Origin of the sequence: Tolypothrix tenuis PCC 7101 (genome assembly GCF_963874875.1) — a bacterium.
In the GTDB taxonomy this organism is placed as follows: Bacteria; Cyanobacteriota; Cyanobacteriia; order Cyanobacteriales; family Nostocaceae; genus Aulosira; species Aulosira tenue.
This window is the reverse complement of the sequence record NZ_CAWNJS010000001.1, coordinates 8,157,482-8,176,648: the sequence shown is the minus strand read 5'-3', so window position 1 is coordinate 8,176,648 and position 19,167 is coordinate 8,157,482. Positions and strand designations below refer to the sequence as shown.

The 19,167-nt window shown below is 41.7% G+C and carries 14 protein-coding genes; 3 read left to right on the top strand and 11 right to left on the bottom strand.

Annotated features, from left to right (window positions below; translation table 11 throughout):
- Positions 1-9 precede the first annotated feature (9 nt).
- Entirely contained in the window at positions 10-2,892 is a 2,883-nt protein-coding gene (pgmB, locus tag AACU25_RS32230) for a beta-phosphoglucomutase (RefSeq protein ID WP_096582681.1), read from the bottom strand.
- 103 nt (positions 2,893-2,995) lie between these two features.
- Positions 2,996-5,410, bottom strand: coding sequence for a sucrose synthase (locus AACU25_RS32225; RefSeq protein WP_096582679.1), 2,415 nt, complete (start codon positions 5,408-5,410; stop codon positions 2,996-2,998).
- Between the two features lie 887 nt (positions 5,411-6,297).
- On the opposite strand from AACU25_RS32225, the gene AACU25_RS32220 reads away from it, so the two are divergent.
- The gene (locus AACU25_RS32220; RefSeq protein WP_096582677.1) at positions 6,298-7,611 is read left to right on the top strand and encodes a family 10 glycosylhydrolase; all 1,314 of its coding nucleotides are present in this window, start codon (positions 6,298-6,300) and stop codon (positions 7,609-7,611) included.
- 316 nt (positions 7,612-7,927) lie between these two features.
- On the opposite strand, the gene AACU25_RS32215 is transcribed toward AACU25_RS32220, so the two are convergent.
- From AACU25_RS32215 to AACU25_RS32200, 4 genes are all read right to left on the bottom strand, one after another.
- Positions 7,928-8,959: a hypothetical protein gene (locus AACU25_RS32215; RefSeq protein WP_096582675.1), complete on the bottom strand. Its 1,032-nt coding sequence runs from the start codon at positions 8,957-8,959 to the stop codon at positions 7,928-7,930.
- A gap of 10 nt (positions 8,960-8,969) precedes the next feature.
- Entirely contained in the window at positions 8,970-9,218 is a 249-nt protein-coding gene (locus AACU25_RS32210; protein WP_045869430.1) for a hypothetical protein, read from the bottom strand.
- Positions 9,219-10,436: 1,218 nt separating this feature from the next.
- Entirely contained in the window at positions 10,437-10,892 is a 456-nt protein-coding gene (locus AACU25_RS32205) for a cupin domain-containing protein (protein WP_096582671.1), read from the bottom strand.
- A 108-nt stretch (positions 10,893-11,000) separates the two neighbouring features.
- Positions 11,001-11,789, bottom strand: a complete 789-nt coding sequence (locus tag AACU25_RS32200; RefSeq protein ID WP_096582669.1) for a cysteine hydrolase family protein — start codon at positions 11,787-11,789, stop codon at positions 11,001-11,003.
- Between the two features lie 83 nt (positions 11,790-11,872).
- On the opposite strand from AACU25_RS32200, the gene AACU25_RS32195 reads away from it, so the two are divergent.
- Positions 11,873-13,276: an amidohydrolase gene (locus AACU25_RS32195; RefSeq protein WP_096582667.1), complete on the top strand. Its 1,404-nt coding sequence runs from the start codon at positions 11,873-11,875 to the stop codon at positions 13,274-13,276.
- Between the two features lie 239 nt (positions 13,277-13,515).
- On the opposite strand, the gene grxD is transcribed toward AACU25_RS32195, so the two are convergent.
- The 3 genes from grxD to AACU25_RS32180 all read right to left on the bottom strand — a co-directional run bounded on the left by grxD (position 13,516) and on the right by AACU25_RS32180 (position 14,963).
- Positions 13,516-13,839, bottom strand: coding sequence for a Grx4 family monothiol glutaredoxin (gene grxD / locus AACU25_RS32190; protein WP_045869434.1), 324 nt, complete (start codon positions 13,837-13,839; stop codon positions 13,516-13,518).
- A 59-nt stretch (positions 13,840-13,898) separates the two neighbouring features.
- The gene (locus AACU25_RS32185) at positions 13,899-14,156 is read right to left on the bottom strand and encodes a BolA family protein (protein WP_045869685.1); all 258 of its coding nucleotides are present in this window, start codon (positions 14,154-14,156) and stop codon (positions 13,899-13,901) included.
- A 207-nt stretch (positions 14,157-14,363) separates the two neighbouring features.
- The gene (locus AACU25_RS32180; protein WP_096582665.1) at positions 14,364-14,963 is read right to left on the bottom strand and encodes a hypothetical protein; all 600 of its coding nucleotides are present in this window, start codon (positions 14,961-14,963) and stop codon (positions 14,364-14,366) included.
- 172 nt (positions 14,964-15,135) lie between these two features.
- Between AACU25_RS32180 and AACU25_RS32175 the strand changes: the two genes are divergently transcribed.
- Complete coding sequence (locus tag AACU25_RS32175) at positions 15,136-17,238, top strand: S8 family serine peptidase (RefSeq protein ID WP_096582663.1); 2,103 nt, start codon at positions 15,136-15,138, stop codon at positions 17,236-17,238.
- A gap of 184 nt (positions 17,239-17,422) precedes the next feature.
- Here AACU25_RS32175 and AACU25_RS32170 read toward each other — a convergent pair whose 3' ends face one another.
- Together AACU25_RS32170 and tadA are read right to left on the bottom strand one after the other, a co-directional pair.
- Positions 17,423-18,190 carry a lysophospholipid acyltransferase family protein gene (locus tag AACU25_RS32170; RefSeq protein ID WP_422641122.1) on the bottom strand — a complete coding sequence of 256 codons (768 nt, stop codon included), beginning with the start codon at positions 18,188-18,190 and terminating at the stop codon, positions 17,423-17,425.
- A gap of 114 nt (positions 18,191-18,304) precedes the next feature.
- The gene (gene tadA, locus AACU25_RS32165) at positions 18,305-18,790 is read right to left on the bottom strand and encodes a tRNA adenosine(34) deaminase TadA (protein WP_096582659.1); all 486 of its coding nucleotides are present in this window, start codon (positions 18,788-18,790) and stop codon (positions 18,305-18,307) included.
- Between the last annotated feature and the right edge of the window lie 377 nt (positions 18,791-19,167).

The following is a 19,167-nucleotide window of genomic DNA, read 5'->3' as shown; positions in this document are numbered from 1 at the left end:
TCGTAATTCCTAATTACGAATTATTAATTTACCTTTGATATCTGCCCATTTAATGCATTTTAAATCTGGCAGCACGACATTAGCAGCACCAACTCGTTCAACAGGGCCGAGTCCTACAGCCCACATTCCCCCAGCTAAAGCGGCTTCTACACCTGCGGCTGCATCTTCGACAACTACACATTGTGCTGGCGGGAGTCCTAGCAGTTTGGCGGCGAAGAGAAATAAGTCCGGTGCTGGCTTGGGTTTTTCGACACTATAACCATCTGCGATCGCATCTACTTTATCAGCAATGCCCAGTTTATCGACAACGGTTTGGGCATTTTTGCTAGCGGAACCAATGGCTATTTTAATCCCCGCTTGTCGTAGTTCATCAAGAAGTGCGATCGCACCTGGTAATAAATCGGCAGGTGAAATATTCTCAATAGATTCCACATAATAGCGGTTCTTACGTGCCATCATCTCTTGAATTTGCTCTTCTGAATACGGTCTATCACCAATAATCAGCATCAGAGATTCCCGCCGCGAGACACCACGCAATGCTTCGTTAGCTTGGCGATTAAAGGGTATACCTTCTTCATCTGCTAACCTTTGCCAAGCGCGATAATGATATTCTGCGGTATCTGTGAGAACACCATCTAAATCAAAAATTACTCCCCGAATATCGGGAGAATTGGATTTTTCCATAGTCCCTAATCCTGGCTGCAAATCAAAATCGTGCCACTTACCACGCCAATGCAATTTGAATTTCAAACGCGTCCAACCTGGGGGTAAGTGCGGCTGGGCTACTGGTCCATTTTCGCGCATTTGAATGCCACCAAAGCCAAAAATTACTGCTTGCCAAACACCGCCAGCACTCGCGCCGTGAATTCCGTCGTTAGTATTGCCCCGCACATCTTGCAAATCTACCATTGCGGCTTGCATGAAGCGTTCGTAAGCTAAGGCTGATTTCCCTAAATCTGAGGCTAAGATGCCATGAATGGCTGGGCCGAGGGAAGAACCATAGGTAATATCTGTACGGGGTGCATAGTAGTCCCAGTTAATCTGCAATGTTTTTTGATTGTAGGGCGATTCTGCTGATTGCCGCATCAAATACAGCAACATTAAAACATCTGGTTGCTTGAGTACTTGCCGCTTATTTGCACCATCAATACCCAAGATAGCTTGCATGGAACGGGTGCGGGGTTCGTACTTACTCAAGTCAATATCTTCTAATTGAAAAAATCCCTCGTACTGTTCAATTAACCCCGTGTCTGGATAACAGAGAATCCAGATATTAGCGATGATATCTTGCCAGCGCGATCGCTGTTTACTACCCAAATGCAATTTTTCTTCTAGTTCCTTGGCTTGTTCTGGGAAGTTGGCGCGCAGCCAATCATCGATGATAATTGCCTTTTCCAGATGCCATTGCACCATGCGGTTGGTGAAGGTATTGTTATGGACAAATTCGTGATATTCGTCTGCACCAATGACACCGCGAATCTCATAACGTTCGTATTTGGGGTTAAATTCCACCCGGCTACCCCAGAATATCGCCGTATCTAACACAATTTCTGCGCCACAGTCTCGCATCCACTCATCATCACCAGTGGCTTGCCAGTAGTACCATACAGCATAGACGATATCTGCACTAATATGAATTTCGCGATCGCGGCACCAAATCCGCACGTCTTCGCCGTAAGGATCGTTAGGTAATGCCCAGCGGGGTGTGACTTCATCTCCCGTATCTGCACTTTCCCAGGCAAACATCGCCCCTTTATAACCATCATGGGCGGCTTTGCGTCGTGCGCCTTTTAAAGTATGGTAGCGGTAGCTGAGAAGATTCCGGGCGAGTTCGGGTTGAGTATATATAAAAAATGGTAGTATAAAAATTTCTGTATCCCAGAAGACGTGACCGTGATAACCGAAACCTGAAAGGGTTTTGGCGGGGATACTTACCTGATCATCATTTCGTCTGGCTGCAATTAATAGCTGAAATAGGTTGTAGCGGACAGCAAAAGCGGCTGTAATATCGCCTTCAATGGCAATATCGCTTTTTTCCCATAACTCATTCCATGCTTGTTCTTGGGCTTGGAGGAGGGTTACATAGTTAGGAAGAACAGCGAGTTTTTCCCGTGCGGCTTTGTATGGCGCTTCTATATCCCGTGAAGTAAAAACCGTAACAATCTTTTCTGCTGTTACTGTTTGATTAGCTGTCGCTGAAAATGACGCACTCAAGGTAGGATAACCAGGCGCACTGTTCACCTGTAAAGTTGTCTCAGCGCCAAAAATTTGCAACCGGGTCGCCATCCCAATATCAATACATGAGTTACGAGTACGGCGATGTAACCACACACCTTGGTCAGTTTTACCTTGATCTAACCATTCCCAATGATTAAAACCAGGGTTTTCGGGATAACCGTTGATGCTAGCTTGAATTTCAATTAAACCATCAAAATCTAGGGGCGTTATTTGGCAGCGTTGCCCTAAAATATGCTCATCTGCCATACTAGCGAAACGCTCAAATTGCAAGTCTACCGTACTTCCGGTAGGACTACGCCAACGCACAGAACGGCTAATTAAACCCCGACGCACATCAAGCTGACGTTCGTATTGTAATATTTCGCCTTGATCCATACGGAAGCGATCGCCATTGATCGTGATTGCCAATGGTAGCCAATCAGGACAGTTGACAAGTTCTGTATAGACAACCGGAACCTCATCATAAACACCGTGGATAAAAGTAGCCGGTAATGCACGCATATACCCTTCTTCAAAGCTACCGCGTGTCCCCAAATAACCATTACCGATTGTGAAAATGGTTTCTCTGGCGTGTAATTGATCGGGGTTAAACTGGGTTTCAATTAAAATCCAGTCTTTATAAATAAAATCGTGATAATTACCTGTTATATCCATCGTAAATGTCTTGAATTAGTTCAATTTGGCAGTTGGGGTTTGGTAATTGGTAATTGGTAATGGGTATTTCTCCTTATCCTCTTGTCTCCCTCATCATCCTTAACTATCGCCTTGTATGATTTTCCAAAATTTTATCTGCTCTTGGTTTATAAACTAGATGGAATAATGTTTCCATATAGCGAACCCTAGCTTCGGTATTTTCTGGTGCGACAAAGTTCCAGAAACTATAAATTTTCGCTAGCAAAAGTAACTGATTAGTATGTATAGTCCAGTTATATTTACTGCGAACTCGTCTGATCATCCAATTGGAAGTTTCCTCCCAATTTTCAGAATTAGTATCACATTGATGGCAGAATTCTACAATTTTATTGGCTGACCCTTCTAAATCTGTAGGATTAAGCGTAAATTTATGTTCTCGTTCATCAATAATTTCTAAAGCACCGCCAAATTGGGTGGCGAAAGTTGGTAAACCAGAAATCATTGCTTCTAAAATGCTTCTACCAAAAGCTTCAAAGCTGGCAAAATGGACATAAATTCCCTTTTTATCAGCTATGACTCGATAAGCTTCGCTAATATCACGTCCAGGTAGACGCATTCCCAACCAACGAATATGACCGTGCAGATTGTATTGGTTGATAATCTCATGGAGTTTTTGAATTTCTTCGGCTTCTTCTGGGTTAGAAGCTTCTGATGGATGCAATTTGCCTGTTAAAATAAATAAGTTGCAATGGTCTTGCAAAGCCTGACTTTTACCAAAGCATTCAGCCAAACCCGCGAGATTTTTAATAGATATAATTGGCGCTAAAGTTAAAATTGGTCGCTTATCAGGGTTTTCTAAATGACCGAGAATTTGATCATCTTCTTGATAAAAAAGTAATTCCTTGAGATGTTTACGGAGATTCTCATCTCTTTTCTCTACTTCGCTGTAGGGAAAGAAAATACTTTCGTTTACCCCTGGTGGTACAACATTAAATTTAGGACTGAATAAATCAATACCATCAATCACATGATAAAGTTCCGGCATTGTGAAACATTTATATGATTCATACTGTCCCATGCTTTCTGGCGTACCGACAATTTCTTGATAAGAAGAAGTAACAATGAAGTCGGACGCGTTCATGTTAATCAAATCAGCACTATACTGCACTGAAAGATGATATTGTTCTTCAAGATTTTGCCAATATAGATTACTGAAGAGACGTTTTGGCTTTTCTAACGAATGGGCAATATGGCAATGGGTAACTTTCAGCTTTTGCGATAGCAGAAAAGCAACTAAATTCCCATCTGTATAGTTACCAATTAAAAGATGTGGTTTACTACCTTGGAATTCAGCTAATATTTCTTGTTCTGCATCTTGGGCAAATGTTTCTAAATAAGGCCAAATTTCATATTTAGAAATCCAGTTATTTGTAACTTCGGGATTAAATTCTCGGAAAGGTACGCGCAAAATCCAAGCATTTTCTGTCTCTTCAATTTTTTCCCGGCGGAGATTACAAAATGTCCCTTCACAGTTAGGAATTAGGCGAGTGAGAATAACTACTTGCGGTTTAATTCCTATCACATCAAGACCAGCAAGTTTGATTTCTTCCCACAGCTTGTTTTCTAGGCTGCGCGCTTGTTCTAAAACATAGGCGACTTGACCGAGGGTTTCATCTCTACCTAAAGCACCTTCTTGACTCACCCAACCATGTATAGAAATCAGAACTACACGAAACACAGCCGGAATCCTCGCCACAAATGCTTCTAAAATTGCAGGTTGTGGGTTTTCAATCAGTCTTTGGAATAGTTCTAGAGTTTCTCTCACTCGGGAGACAGTATTACCCCAGCCTGGTTCAAAACCTAGTTCTTGCAAATCAACGCGAAATTTTTCGTAAGGCGCATCAGGGTGTTGCTGGCTGAGGAATTTCAGGACTTGCTGCATTTGTTGGGCTAGATGATTACCCGATTGGATGCGATCGTTAATTAGCAAGCCAATACCATCATAGTTCAGCCGATGTAATACTTTAAACAGTACATCTAAACAGTATTGCGGGTCTATTAATACTTGGCTGCACAAATAACGGTTGAGAAACGCTAGACCTTGACCAATATTTCTGGGATCGCTAATCGTGGGAGAATTTGCATAAAAAGGGTGCAAATCTATATCTAAAATGTGAGTTTGGTAGCGATTTACTAGACGGTCTCTTACGCCTAGCAAGTCCTGGGAAGTCATTAGCTCAAATTGAGCCAAATCAGATGTTAATCGCCAAACTTCCTGACTAGCAATTCTCGGTCGGACAACAAACCAAATACTGTCATCTTCCAAAATAATTTCATGACAATAATGAATTAATTGACCTATAGAAGAAGAATGATAAAAATATGTAGGCTTTTGGAATTGTTGGCAATAGTCAGCAAAAGCTTGTAAAATTTCGTTCCTGAGAAAGTAACGCTTACCTGTAGAACTCAGATTAAGAATTAACTGATGCAGCGCACTTTTATCGTCACTATTTAAAGCAGCCTGAACTAGCTCATGCATAGATGAATCCCAGAACTTTAATTAGGTCACGACCTCATGTATTTCTCTCCTCAACAAAGATAGTTGTAACAACTGCTATTTAGAGGTACATTTCCTTTCTAATAATAGTTAAGGGCAATCCCTGGGGCTTCTAGCTGAGGGCAGAGATGTATAAATTTTCTGCAAGAATCGAGATACGCTAATAGATATTAATAAGATTTAATTCGCAGATATTACTTGCATAGTTAAGTACAGGGCGAATGAAATAGGGAAGATCGATTAGAGTATACCCAATACTTGTCGGTTAAGGGCAAAAGGGTAAGGGGAAAAGGGGCAAGAAAAAACCTTTAACCCTTACCCTTTCACCTTTTCCCTAAACCCAATTCCGAGTTGACAATTTTTAACCGAGCAGTATTGAGAGTATACCTAGCTTGGTAATAATCAAATATAAGTTCTATACAAAATTTAAGTAAGTGCGATTAAAGCTTATTAAGTCAACTGTTGTAGAGCAAAAGCATCAACGCTGACTTATCATATAAAGAACTCTACATCAAGAAAGATTAGAAAAACTAATTGAAGTTAGAGAAAAGGGCACACAATTGCGATCGCAATGTACCATCAGTAAAAAGTGTCCCTGTTTTGTGAAATGATCTAAACAGAAATCAAAATTTCTCAGTATTTTCTGGGTTGTCTCCTTACCACTTAAGTGGATTTTTGACAAGGAGATTCCAGTTATTATGCTGATAAATTCTGCTAAATTGGGCACCAATGACAATTAGCTGCGTCAATAATTTTAGTTAAATTGCTGAGTCTGCTTTAGTGGCGCTGATGCCAAGTTTGTCCAGCACAGGGAATGCCTAACTACCGTTGAACCAATTTTCTAGTAAGCATAAATGCTTGTAGACTATATGGCGAGTAGATTACTAAAAAAAAGCCTGCTATGGCGCGTGTGTGTAGCTAACGCATCAATAAAACCGATGAAATCAATTTTGAAATCAATGTTTGCTGTTCAAAGTTGGCGACAAAGACGCGCGGCGACTTTTCCCCAAAGATTACGCAAGTATCTTTACTTGATAGTTGCCTTAATATCTTGCCTGACGGTATTCGTTGTTGATAATTTTACCCCTGCGATCGCTCAGATTTCGCAGTTACCCCGTGAGGAAATTCGCGGAGTGTGGATGACGAACAACGATATGGACATCCTTAAAGAACGCCCCAAGGTGCTGGAGGCTGTGAGTCAACTACGGCGACTCAACTTTAACACTATCTATCCTGTCATCTGGAATTCTGGCTATGTCATGTATCCCAGCGCTGTGGCCAAGCGTACTGGGATTCAACCCTTTGTTTTACGAGGCTCAGATGGGCATGATATTTTAGCAGACTTAATCAACCAAGCCCATCGTCAAGGTCTGTTGGTAATTCCTTGGTTTGAGTTTGGATTTATGGCTCCACCAACATCAGAATTGGTGATGGAGCATCCCAATTGGTTCACACGCAAGCGAGATGGGAGTCAAACTTCCATCAGTGCGGCTGGAGAGGTGATGTGGCTCAATCCGTTCCATCCAGAAGTGCAGCAGTTTATTACTAGCCTAGTGCTAGAAAACGTCACCCAATACGATGCTGATGGCATTCAGTTTGACGATCACATGAGTTTGCCCCACGAATTTGGCTACGATCCATATACAGTGGCGTTGTACACTCAAGAAACCAAGAAAAGCCCTCCTCGTAACGCTGAAGATCAAGATTGGGTACGTTGGCGCGCAGATAAAATTACAGCCTTCATGGTCAAACTTAACCAAGCTGTCAAAGCGCAAAAGCCTCGCTCGATTTTCTCTGTATCGCCCAACTACTACGACTTTGCTTATAAATTTCAACTCCAAGACTGGCTCAATTGGATTAAGTTGAATATTGTCGATGAGCTAATTGTGCAAATTTATCGTCCAAATCTTCAAAGCTTTGTTACTAATATTTCCCGCGCTGAAATCCAACAAGCACAAAAAGTAATTCCTACTGGTGTGGGGATTATGGCAGGATTACGAAATAACCCAGTTCCCATACAGCAAATTAAGGCTCAAGTAAGAGCGGCTCAAGAACGTGGCTTAGGTGTAGCCTTCTTTTATTATGAAAGTCTTTGGGAATATGCCCCAGAAACAGCCGCAGAAAGAAAAGCAGGATTCCAAGCCCTATTCCGCGCTCCGGCATTGCGTGCCAGGATTGAGTAGTGGAGGAAGGGATGAGGGAGATGAGAGAGATGAGGGGGATGAGGAGGATGAGGGAGATGAGGGAGAGATTCAAAATTAAGTCTCCAATTCTGTTCTCTTTCCCCTATCTTCTATTTCCCTTCATCCCCAATACTGCTCGGTTAAGGATTGTCAACTCTTAATTTGGTTGGGGGAAAAGGTGTACCCCTGCGCTTAAGCAAGCTACGCGTAGCGTCTTTGCAGGAGAAAGGGTAAGGGTTAAAGGTCTTTTTTTGCCCCTTTCCCCTTAACCTTTTCCCCTTAACCGACAAGTATGCCTTCATCCCTGTTCCCTCTTTTAGCTTGATTTTTTCTTGGGAATCAAACTGTTATCCCAGGTATATAATCCGACTGTGTCAGGGACTCTGGCGAACCTTCCTGTACGATAGCCTCGTGATAATTCATTGAGAACCTTACTTTTAACCTCTCTCAAGTCTTCAGCATCTATTTCTCCATAAAGTCCATTGATGACTTCCGCAACTGTCATAATTCTCCCAGCATTTTCCTCTAACAAAGAGGTAAGAGCATCAATTAAAAATTGACCCTCATATTGTGTGAGCATGGGTACGACTTTGTTTTTGGGAAGTATCAGAGGTTTCTTCTTTTTCGATGTGAGAGTTTTGGTAGAATTACCACTTTTACTTGAGCTGAGTAGACTTAAGTCTAGGGTATAACAACCAGGTTCATCAGGAATTGCCACCCAACTACTACCTTTACCTTGTGTCAACGAAGATTGAACTCTACCTTTAACTACTTTGAAGACAGTAGGCTCTAACTCTCCATATAGCGATCGCACAATGAAATCAATATGGCACACTGTACCGCGATGTTTTTGCAAGAGCTTTCTAATAGCTTCAATCCGATTCACTGAGTTTTGATACTCCGGTAGCATCGGATAGTCTTGTACCTTGGATGTTTGCTCTTTAGGCGGAGGTACAGGTGCTATTTCTGGTTGTGGACTAGCAGATTGATACTCGTTAGTATCGGTAGTAGTGGCTGATGAATTATCTACCTCTACATTGTCTGAGTCTAGAAGTTCCGAAGCAGTAGACTCTTCTAAATGGTGATCAGACTCAGAAATACCATTGGGTGAAAATTTCTGTGCAGGGAGAAGAGAAGGCGTAAGATCAGCCGCTTCTAGTTTGGCGATGTGGTTTTCTTGTGATGGTGACCAGGTAGATAACAAAGCTTCTACATGATCGAGATGCGATCGCGCCTGTGTATATAAGCGTTCGTACTCTTCTACCATCCCCGCATAGTAGTCTCTTAATTCCAACAGAGGTGTGAGGAAAGTTTCAGGAGGTGGTTCCAATTGTCCCTTAAAAGTCATAAAACCTTAATCAATCCAAATCAGTGTTGCTTTTGTAAGTCATTGGTCTTGGTTTCGCTTTTGCAGCTGGCTTTAGCTGCTGTCTCTTTGGCGGTTGGGGAGGACGACAACGTTCGCAATATAAAGGCCTTGGGCCATAAGTCTCGCGGTTTGTCGTCTCGTTACACTGCTTACAAATAAAGTTAAAAACACGAGTGTGAATTTCTCTTTGATGCGCTCTAACAGTGTATTCTCTAACGCTGATTAACTTACTTGCCATAATAACGAGTGGTAATTTCCGTTCTAATCAATATAGCTATTCAAGCAAATCAAATAACATCAGTATGTATCCAGTTGCCAGTTTTAGCTATTTTTTTGCTGACTCTATAGGTTGTGTGATAGCAGCAATCTCATGGAGTATGAAGAAAAATTTCCTACTATTCTTTCTGAGGTTGTCTAACAAGTCTTAGTTGATACACTCAGCCTTTGGACATCCTCTTCACTCACCCTCAACAAGGAAGAGTTTGATCGGGAAATTTACCCTCTTTTATAAGTTAGCTTGCAGGTGAGTCATAACCAAACATCTGCACTTGGATGCTCAATACTCTCTGGAGGATGCTGGGTTTCAACTGATTCATGCTCTATAGATCTTTTGTACTGGACTGAGAATTTGACTGATTAAACGTTATTTTTTCATAGCAACCTCCCATGATGCTAGCTCAATTAATCATCAATTATGTATTACTAGCTATAGACAATAGATGATTTAGCTTAGTGTACAAAAAGCCCAACCTTCAACCCATCCCTTTTTAGGGGGAAGGGTTGAAGGGAAAAGGTAAAGCAGAAAAGTTCAAACATCATTAGTTATTTCCTCTATGTCTTCATGCTGAATATTTATCTGGCTACCTCCTATGACTTGGGATAGATATAGTCCAATATCTGAGAAAAAAGTGAAAATTACAATTCCCTGATGTGCGCGATCGCACTTTTAAGAATTGTACATTTGGCGATGCCTATCTTTTATTGTTGAAATTGGCACAAATATCGGGAATTTAATTGCACAAGGAACTGAATCTCTTGCTCCCTTCTCCCTGAGGGAGAGGGGCTGGGGGTGAGGGCGAAACCTTCCAACTAAGCGGGTTTCACGTTAAGTTGACACCACTGGCAAGATGCCCACCCCACAAGATTTATAGACTTTATAGACATTGTGTATATATAAATTAGATGTGGTTTATCTTATCTTCTTCGCTTAAAGACTCATCATAAATATCAGAAGGGTCAGGCGGTCAGATAATACTAATCCACCAAAATCCTGATCCAGATAATTTTCTGTAGGAGTTTAGCATTGCTAAACCCTCTACCCAAGTATTTGGATCATTATTAAAGTGATAAAAATTTGGGCTGGGAAGCAGAAGGAATTGGATAATTCGGGAATGAGGGGCAATAGGAATTGGGTAATTGGTATTGATCCCCTTAATCCCCCTCATTTCCTCACCACCTAACACGGCATCAACGCATCCACTCTTCCCAAAACTGCCATATCTTCTGCATCTAATTCCATGCGTGTGCCGCTACGAATTAGTTCCGAAAAATCTTCATTTGGCACCATAATTGTTAACGTATACAAGCGAGAAGTACCTGTATTTTTAATTAAATGAGTGCCTGTTGGCGGTACTAATAAACTATCACCAGTTTTAATTGCAACTTTCTTCCCATCGCAAATAGCTACCCCTTCTCCTTTGAGAACAAAAAACATTTCTACTGCCCATTGATGACGATTTGGTGGTGTGTGTCCACCGACATCAAAAATTTCAACACAACAAGTTAAGGAAGTATTCGCATTGGCTGTATCAAAAATAATTGCTAACCGATTAGTATCATTGGGACTAATGCGGTAAACTTGGTAATCTTTGGGAGATTTAATTAGAGGAATTACACAACGAGTAGCGTGCATTTATGTATCTCCTTGGTTGGGGACTGGGGACTAGGGATTGGGGACTGGGGAATAAATTTTAACTCTTGTACAGACGCGATTAATCGCGTCTCTGCATCTTAGAAGCGATTAATCGTGTCTCTGCAAATTTTGGTTCAGGGCTGTTAAAATTGCTTGGGAATCTGTGACAAAACCAAAGCATTGTTTGACGTTATATAGTGTTGCTAGCCAACAATAATCGGGGGATGTTGTAGCTGTACAATCTTTTACTAAAATGCAGTCATATCCTAGGAAATTCGCATCACATAGGGTAGTCATGACACATTGATCGGCATTGACACCAGCAAAGAATAATGTAGTCTTTCCCAGGTTCCGCAAGATACTATCTAAGGGTGTGTCCCAAAATCCACTCATGCGGTATTTATCCACAAGAATATCTTCCGGTAACTGTTGCAGTTCCTCTACTACTGCGGCTGCCCAACTCCCTGCCATGAGGACTTTAGCACCGTTGGTAGGTAAGGGATGGCCTAAACCTACACCTTCGCCTGTGGGGTTATAGACGTGATGTAAACCAGCACTAATATTTAGTAAATCGGGGCGATTTCCCCAATTCAGCCAAATAACCGGGACACCAGCACCACGTAGTTGGGGAAGTAAATTTTGTAAAGGTGCAATTGGCTGACGGGCTGGAGTCACATCTACACCAATATGCGATAACCAACCATCGGGGTGGCAAAAGTCATTTTGCATATCAATGACGATGATGGTAGCTTTTGCTAAATCCAGGCGCAGTGTTTTAGTTTCTGTTGATAAGATAGCGGGTTGTGGGGTCTTTTGCGGGCGTGTAATATCTGCGATCGCATGGTTGACTGTCCAAGCATTTGGTGCAACTCCCAAGGAGTGAAAAGGCTGATTCATAAAATTGCAAAACCCAACACCATTTTCTATTTTGTACCCTGAAATTCACTTAGGCGTTCGATTACTTAATTAAGGTTAAAATCATGAAGTTTACTATCCAGAATGTTTTGACTGTCACAGATGATGCTTATGCAACTGTTGATGTCCAAATTGTGGACGGTAAAATAGCTGCTATTGGTTCTAATTTAGATGTTATTGGTACGGTAATTGATGGCACACATCAAATGTTGCTGCCTGGGTTTATTAACGCTCATACCCATTCTTCGGAAATGTGGCAACGTGGGGCAATTCGTCCCTTACCTTTAGAATTATGGTTAGCGGCACTGTATGAATTTTCGCAACTAAATTTAGAAAAGGTTTATCTCAGCGCCTTGGGAACGGCGGTAGAAACTTTACTTTCTGGCGGTACGAGTGTAGTAGATCATTTGGTGTTAATTCCTGGGCAAGAATTTGAAACGATCGCAGCGGCGATTCGGGCTTACAGAGAAGTCGGAATTCGCGCTTTTATCGCCCCATTAATTCAAGATGAATCTTTAACAGCCGGGATACCATCGGGAGAAACACAACAAAACCACGAGCCTTATTTTCGTTCCACTGCTGCGACTTTAGAAATTATCGAAGCAGTTGTACAGCAGTTTCATCGCCCAGATGAGGGCGTGAGTATTTTAGTTGCACCTACAGGGATTCAATTGTGTAGTGATGCTTTATTCACCGGATGCATTGAATTAAGCGATCGCTATAATCTGAGTCGTCACTCGCACTTGCTGGAAACTAGGGCGCAGGAAAAACTCGCCCAAGAGAAATATGGCTGTTCGGCGGTGGAACATTTGAAGCGGATTGGCTATTTAAGCGATCGCACTTCTTTGGCGCATTGTGTCTGGTTAAGTGAAGCTGATATTGATATCCTGGCAGAAACGCAATCTACAGTTGTCCACAATCCCCTCAGTAACTTGCGTTTAGGCAGTGGTATTGCCCCTATTTTGAAATATCAGCAAGCGGGAGTTAATGTTACTTTTGGGTGTGATGGTGCCTCTAGTAATGATTCCCAAGATTTACTAGAAGCTATTAAAATTGGCTCAATTTTGCATAATGTTACAGACTTAGATTATCAACAATGGATTACACCCCGGCAAGCTGTAGAAATGGCTTCTTTAGGCGGAGCAAAAGGTATAAATTTTGCCGATAAAATTGGCTCTTTAGAAGTAGGTAAAAATGCCGATTTAGTACTTTACGATCTCACCCATTTATCACTTTTACCTCGCACAGATCCTATTGGTTTATTAGTGTTAGGCAGACCCAGCAATGTAGTCAATAGTGTGTGGGTAAATGGAAAACAAATTGTTGCTGATGGCAGAGTTACCACCATTAACGTTGATGATTTACGACAAAAAATCTTCCATCAAAGCCAGTGGGATACTCAGCGCCAGTCGCAAACTGTAGCCCAACTTGCAGCACATTATCGTTCAGTTATGGGTTTGAATCAATAATTATGAATTCATAATTCGTAATTTGTAATTCGTAATTACTATAAGACTCATATTTGATTTTTGAAGTTCAGTAGGATGCGTTAGCGCTAGCGTAACGCATCAGCCCCAAAGCTTTTTGTGCGTTACTGCTGTAAATAAAAAGCTGCAAGATTTAAATAACCTTGCAGCTTTCTCATATTAATGAAATCAGATAATGCACAATAATCTCTGCTTTACTAAGCGAGATGATGGCAATATATCTAGGAAGCTAATGCAACTTCCACTAATTGCTGTAATTCACCTTTTTGGTACAGTTCAATTAAGATATCTGAACCGCCAATAAATTCACCATCAATAAAAACTTGGGGAATTGTTGGCCAGTTAGAATATTCTTTAATTCCTTGACGAATTTCGGCATCTGAAAGCACGTCATAAGTCTCGAATGGTACACCCAAAGTGTTAAGAATCTGCACAACGTTGTTAGAAAAACCACATTGGGGCATTAACTTGTTTCCCTTCATGAAAACAAAAATCTTGTTTTCTTTAATCAGGTTATCAATTTTCTCTTGAGTTTCTGGTGACATGGTTTTGATGTTTCCTACTTTTGCTTATAGTCGAGAATCAACAGTCAGTATTTAAACTGCTAAGAAGCGGCTGTTGTCTGCCAAGCTTCAGGAGTATAAGTTTTTAATGCTAGGGCGTGAATTGCTTCAGTTGACATAGCTTGCCGCAAAGCACCGTAAACTAACTGGTGTTGTTGTACCAGTCTCTTACCTGCAAACTGCGATGAAACTACTGTTACCTGATAATGGTCACCACCACCAGTCAAATCTTGCACTTGAATCTGGGCATCTGGCAGTTCCGCTTTGATCATTTCCTCAACCTGCTGCGGACTAATCATCGCAATTCCTGAAAAAACTTCTTTTCTATTATTAACAAATATAGAGCGATCGCCTTTACCAGTCGCAAGTTTTGGCAGGTTTACGGCTGAATTCGCTCTAAGCAAGGGTTTTCGAGAATACATTAACGGCTGGCAGTTAATTTTATCCTACCAGTAGGGTATTGAGAAGCCACTGTTGTTACAAAAGAGAAAACTGCTAAATTTTGATTATTTTTGAGAAGAGGACGAACTTCCACCTTGGCGGGGATAGGGAGTATCCACAAAACCTAACTCAAATAACTGTTGGTAAGCTTTCTTGCCTAATTCTCTGGTGGGGTTTTGACTTTTGATAATTTGGATTAACAATGGTACAGCCAATTCTGACTGATTTTGCGCCCGATGTACTAATGCTAGTCTATAAGTAGCTTCGTCTCGCTTCTGGGCGCTATCTAGGGCTTTTTTCCGCTGAGAATCAGAAACTCTAATATCAATTCCCGAAAAACTCGAGTTGAGATCTTGGTAAAAATTAGATAGCTGGTTAAAAACCTGACGCGCTTCTTGGAGTTTCTTGGCAGCTACGTCATATTTTTGGGAATCCACAGCGGCTTGTGCTTCGCTCATCAAGCGATCGCCACTTTCAATGCTCAATAGAGTGCTATTTTGCGCTACAGGACGTAGGTTATTGGGATTGTTAGGATCAATTGGTTGTGCTTGGTTATTGCTGGGTAAATTAATTACCTGAGCATTCACTGGTGCTAGCAGACAGAGGGCTGCTATGAGTGATAAAGAACTGAAGCGCATCCAGGGAACAGCAGCGGCTAGGTTCATGGGATCAAATCGTGCGACAAAGTATATAAAAAGTAACGGAAACTTCGGGTATCTTAACTCTGTTTTCGTCTTTGACCAAGCAAAGTAACATACTAAGTTTCTTTGTTTTAGACTGAAAAACAGCTTAATTGTGTTCCCTCAGCCCATAATCATAGTATCTAAAATTGCTCCTATGAATGATCCCAACAATTTAACAAATTCTGGTAACACAGGTGTACCAGCCAGCAATCTGGGCATAGTGTTACAACGCGGTGGTGAAGAATTAATTTTAGAAAAGGTTTTGGATCGTTTCAGTGTCCGTCTTTCTACCGATATTCCTCGCGAACAATTATCTCAATTTAGTTGGGGAACTTGGCACCAAAGCATTCCCCAAGCGAGGCTAGAAGTTTTTACAGTCGTACCCAACCAGTTAGATACGGCAATGTCCCAAGCACGTGCTGACCAAAATGTGGCTTTTGCCAGTCATATTTACAAACTCAAAGATAATCCTGGGACTTTTGTTTATCTCAATGACCAAATTACAATTCAATTTGCCAATGGAGTTGATGCAGCTAAAATCAATGCTCTCGCTACTTCCTTTAATTTAGTGCAAGATAAACCAGTCCTGGGTTTACCTAACACTTTTGTGTTTCTTGTCAGCAAACAAGCCCAAGAAAATCCCATTAAAATTGCTAATCAATTGCAAGGAATCAAAGAAGTATTAGCAGCTGAGCCGAATATTTTGGTACGGCAAGAAACTCATTACAAACCCCGCGATCCGCTTTATCCCAAGCAATGGTATCTTAACCACAATGGCAGCAACCAATTAGCCGCGGGTTCTCATATTTCTGTAGAATCGGCTTGGGATATTACTCGCGGTGTCCGTTCTGTAGTTGTAGCGGTGGTAGATGATTCTTTTGACTTGAACCATCCCGATTTTCAAGGCAATGGTAAGATTGTTGCCCCTAGAGACTTGAAGGAAAATGACTTTTTACCTTTACCAGATGTAGAGGAAACTAGCCACGGTACAGCTTGTGCAGGTTTGGCTGTAGCTGAAGAAAATGGTAAAGGCATTGTCGGAGTTGCCCCAGGTTGTGCTTTAATGCCCATTCGCACCACTGGTTTTTTAGATGATGAATCGATTGAAGATATTTTCAATTGGGCAATTGAAAAGGGCGCTAGTGTGATTTCTTGCAGTTGGGGAGCATCGGCTGTTTATTTCCCCTTATCTTTGCGCCAAAGTGCAGCTATTACCCGTGCCGCTACCAAGGGACGCAATGGTAAAGGCTGCGTGATTTTGTTTGCGGCTGGAAACGCCAACCGCCCGATTAGCGGTACTGTGTTTGAGCGTAATTGGCCAAAAAATTTACTTTCTGGCGATACAGATTGGCTCAGTGGTTTTGCGGTACACGCAGATGTGCTAGCTATCTCAGCAGCTAACAGTTTGGCTAAGAAATCTGCCTATAGCAATTGGGGTGAAAACATTGCCGTATGTGCTCCAAGTAACAATGCTCCCCCTGGGATGTGGTTTCAGGATCAAGGGTTTATGGAAACACAACCTGCGATCGCCACTACACTATCAGGATTAGGAATGCTAACTACCGATCAATTAGGCGCAGCAGGTTACGATGCTGGCGATTTTACCAGCAACTTTGGCGGTACTTCTGCCGCAACTCCTGTAGTTGCAGGTGTAGCAGCCCTAATTCTCTCGGCAAATCCCGATTTAACCGCCAAACAAGTTAGGCGAATCTTGCAAGAAACCGCCGATAAAATTGTGGACACCAACCCCGATCCGCAATTGGGTTTCAAGGAAGGAACCTATGATAGTAACGGTCATTCCCAATGGTTCGGCTATGGTAAAGTTAATGCCGCTAAAGCAGTACAAGCTGCACAGCAAATGCGTGCAGGTACATCAACTGCTACTAAGCAAGTCAAGGGCAGAAATGACAGTAAATTAGGAATTCCAGATAACAATAAACAGGGAATCAAAAGTGCGATCGCCATTTCTGAGGCGAGTTTGATTCAAGATATTCAAATATCAGTAAATATTACCCATGATTTCTTAGGGGATGTAGAAATCTATGTAATTGCTCCCAATAACCAGCCAGTTCTATTACAAAACCGCACTTTAGGTCGTCGTACCAACTTACAAGCAACTTATACAGTGCGATCGCATCCAGCCCTCAAACAGCTACTATCCATATCAGCTAAAGGTAACTGGCAATTGCAAATTATTGATTATGTACCCCAAGATATCGGTCAGCTTAATAGTTGGGAATTAATTTTAAGTGTTTAGGGCATGGGGCATTAGAATTAACAATTCAAAATTCAAAATTCAAAATTAAAGACATTTTCAGTCGGGAATTTAAACCACCACTGAAAATCTTCTACTTGTAGACGAAGGGGTCTTAAACCCTTGAATGTACGATAAGAAATTGTGTATGAGGTATGGGGTATTAGCTATTAAATGAATGCCAAAATTAAGAATTAGGCATTTCGACAAATGTCGGATGAGTAATTTCTGTTTCTTGGTGACTCAATTGTTGCAAAGCTTTAGCTAAATCAGCAGTTAAGCGTTTAGCATTTTGTTTCACACAACCGTTACTATAATCGGCAACTTTGATAGCTGGGGCAATGTTAATCATCACATCTGTACCCCAATTGGGATAAGGCTGACTGTAATTAATACTAATAGGTAGAATTTTAATTCCCAAGTCTGGCTGACTGGCTTCCGCACTTATAGCTAACCGTGCAATTCCGGGTTTGAGGGGGTGAACTTCCCCATCCCGATAAATCCCGCCTTCTGGGAAAATAACTAAAGTTTTTTTCTGCTCAAGTAGCTCAATACCATGACGCAGAGTGCTAATTGCTGGACGCTTGGGATCGATAGGGAAACCACCCAAGTGGCGCACAAACCAGCCTTGGAGTCCTGTACATTCGCTGCTAGTCACCATAAATCGTATGTCTTTTTTTGACCGACAAGCGATCGCAGCATAGGGGACGAGTAACGCATCCCAACGGGAACGATGGGTAGGTGCAAGAATTATCGGCCCGGTGGTGGGGAGATTTTCTTGTCCGGTAATTTGAATGTGACCAAAGAACGCTGGTAACAGGACGTGACGACCTAAAAGATACGCAACAGGCGCTAGCCAAGAAGAAACCCCTGAGGTAGTGTGAGCCACCTTGTGATTTGCGGCGGTAGTTGCTATTGTTTCTTGACAGGTAGGATGAGCAGAGTAAAATTCCATCATCGTGGTGGCTGCTGATTTTGTGATAGATTGTGACGAAACCTTGATTAATTACACCGTAATTTTTCTTTTGTTACTTGTGTCCTACCTATTGGACAGTTTCATCTCTGTCTGCTAGTTTCTTCGATGTCGTCGGGTAGCAAACCAAGCTTGCAACTGCTGACGGCAGGTAGACTCTAAAATGCCTCCAATGACTTTGAGACGGTGATTTGAAGCAGCACTATCGGGGATGTTGATAACAGTACGAATGGCACCAGTTTTGGTATCGTCTACTCCATACACCAACAATTTCAGGCGAGAGTGTATAATGGCACCGGCACACATCGGGCAAGGTTCTAAGGTGACATAGAGAGTACATTCATTCAGGTGCCAATTTTGTAAAATTTTTGCAGCTGCCCTTAAAGCAATAATTTCTGCGTGAGCTGTAGGGTCTTTGTCGCGTTCTTTTCTATTTTCACCCTCCGCCAGCACATTACCCCCAGCATCGACGATTACAGCCCCTACAGGTACTTCTCCTGCATCACCGGCAGCTTGTGCCAATTTTAAGGCATGGGTCATCCATCCTCTGTGAAGAAGATATTCCGGGTCTGCAATAGACATTTTAAAAGTGGTAATTGGTAATTGGTAATTGGTGATTGGTAATTAATTAAATCAAATTTTACCTGGGTTTTAAGATTTTAATCTGTGCCAATTTTAAAGAATTGGTAATAGGTCAAATTTAGGCTGACTATGTCAAGTTTTCTAGATAAAAGGAAGGTAATATTTAGTGCAAGAAAGCTAAAAGTATGAAAGTAAGAGATGGATATAGTCTGTTAAGCGTTTTGAAACCAAAATTGGTTTTGGGGAAAAGGTTAAAGGTTAAGGGTTAAAGGTTTTTGATTTCCCTTTTCCCATTCTCCTTTTTCCTCTTAGCCGACCATTTGAGGTATTGAGAATTGTAGCTTTAGTTCCGCCATGTCATTTTAGGTTCATGATTT

What these genes read in the sequence shown, in the direction of transcription:
- grxD (WP_045869434.1), bottom strand. Translation starts at nt 13,839, where the DNA reads ATGTCACCAGAAACTCAAGAGAAAATTGATAACCTGATTAAAGAAAAC.
- pgmB (WP_096582681.1), bottom strand. Translation starts at nt 2,892, where the DNA reads ATGGATATAACAGGTAATTATCACGATTTTATTTATAAAGACTGGATT.
- tadA (WP_096582659.1), bottom strand. Translation starts at nt 18,790, where the DNA reads ATGTCTATTGCAGACCCGGAATATCTTCTTCACAGAGGATGGATGACC.
- AACU25_RS32205 (WP_096582671.1), bottom strand. Translation starts at nt 10,892, where the DNA reads ATGCACGCTACTCGTTGTGTAATTCCTCTAATTAAATCTCCCAAAGAT.
- AACU25_RS32220 (WP_096582677.1), top strand. Translation starts at nt 6,298, where the DNA reads ATGGCGAGTAGATTACTAAAAAAAAGCCTGCTATGGCGCGTGTGTGTA.
- AACU25_RS32210 (WP_045869430.1), bottom strand. Translation starts at nt 9,218, where the DNA reads ATGGCAAGTAAGTTAATCAGCGTTAGAGAATACACTGTTAGAGCGCAT.
- AACU25_RS32195 (WP_096582667.1), top strand. Translation starts at nt 11,873, where the DNA reads ATGAAGTTTACTATCCAGAATGTTTTGACTGTCACAGATGATGCTTAT.
- AACU25_RS32225 (WP_096582679.1), bottom strand. Translation starts at nt 5,410, where the DNA reads ATGCATGAGCTAGTTCAGGCTGCTTTAAATAGTGACGATAAAAGTGCG.
- AACU25_RS32200 (WP_096582669.1), bottom strand. Translation starts at nt 11,789, where the DNA reads ATGAATCAGCCTTTTCACTCCTTGGGAGTTGCACCAAATGCTTGGACA.
- AACU25_RS32170 (WP_422641122.1), bottom strand. Translation starts at nt 18,190, where the DNA reads ATGGAATTTTACTCTGCTCATCCTACCTGTCAAGAAACAATAGCAACT.
- AACU25_RS32180 (WP_096582665.1), bottom strand. Translation starts at nt 14,963, where the DNA reads ATGAACCTAGCCGCTGCTGTTCCCTGGATGCGCTTCAGTTCTTTATCA.
- AACU25_RS32175 (WP_096582663.1), top strand. Translation starts at nt 15,136, where the DNA reads ATGAATGATCCCAACAATTTAACAAATTCTGGTAACACAGGTGTACCA.
- AACU25_RS32215 (WP_096582675.1), bottom strand. Translation starts at nt 8,959, where the DNA reads ATGACTTTTAAGGGACAATTGGAACCACCTCCTGAAACTTTCCTCACA.
- AACU25_RS32185 (WP_045869685.1), bottom strand. Translation starts at nt 14,156, where the DNA reads ATGATTAGTCCGCAGCAGGTTGAGGAAATGATCAAAGCGGAACTGCCA.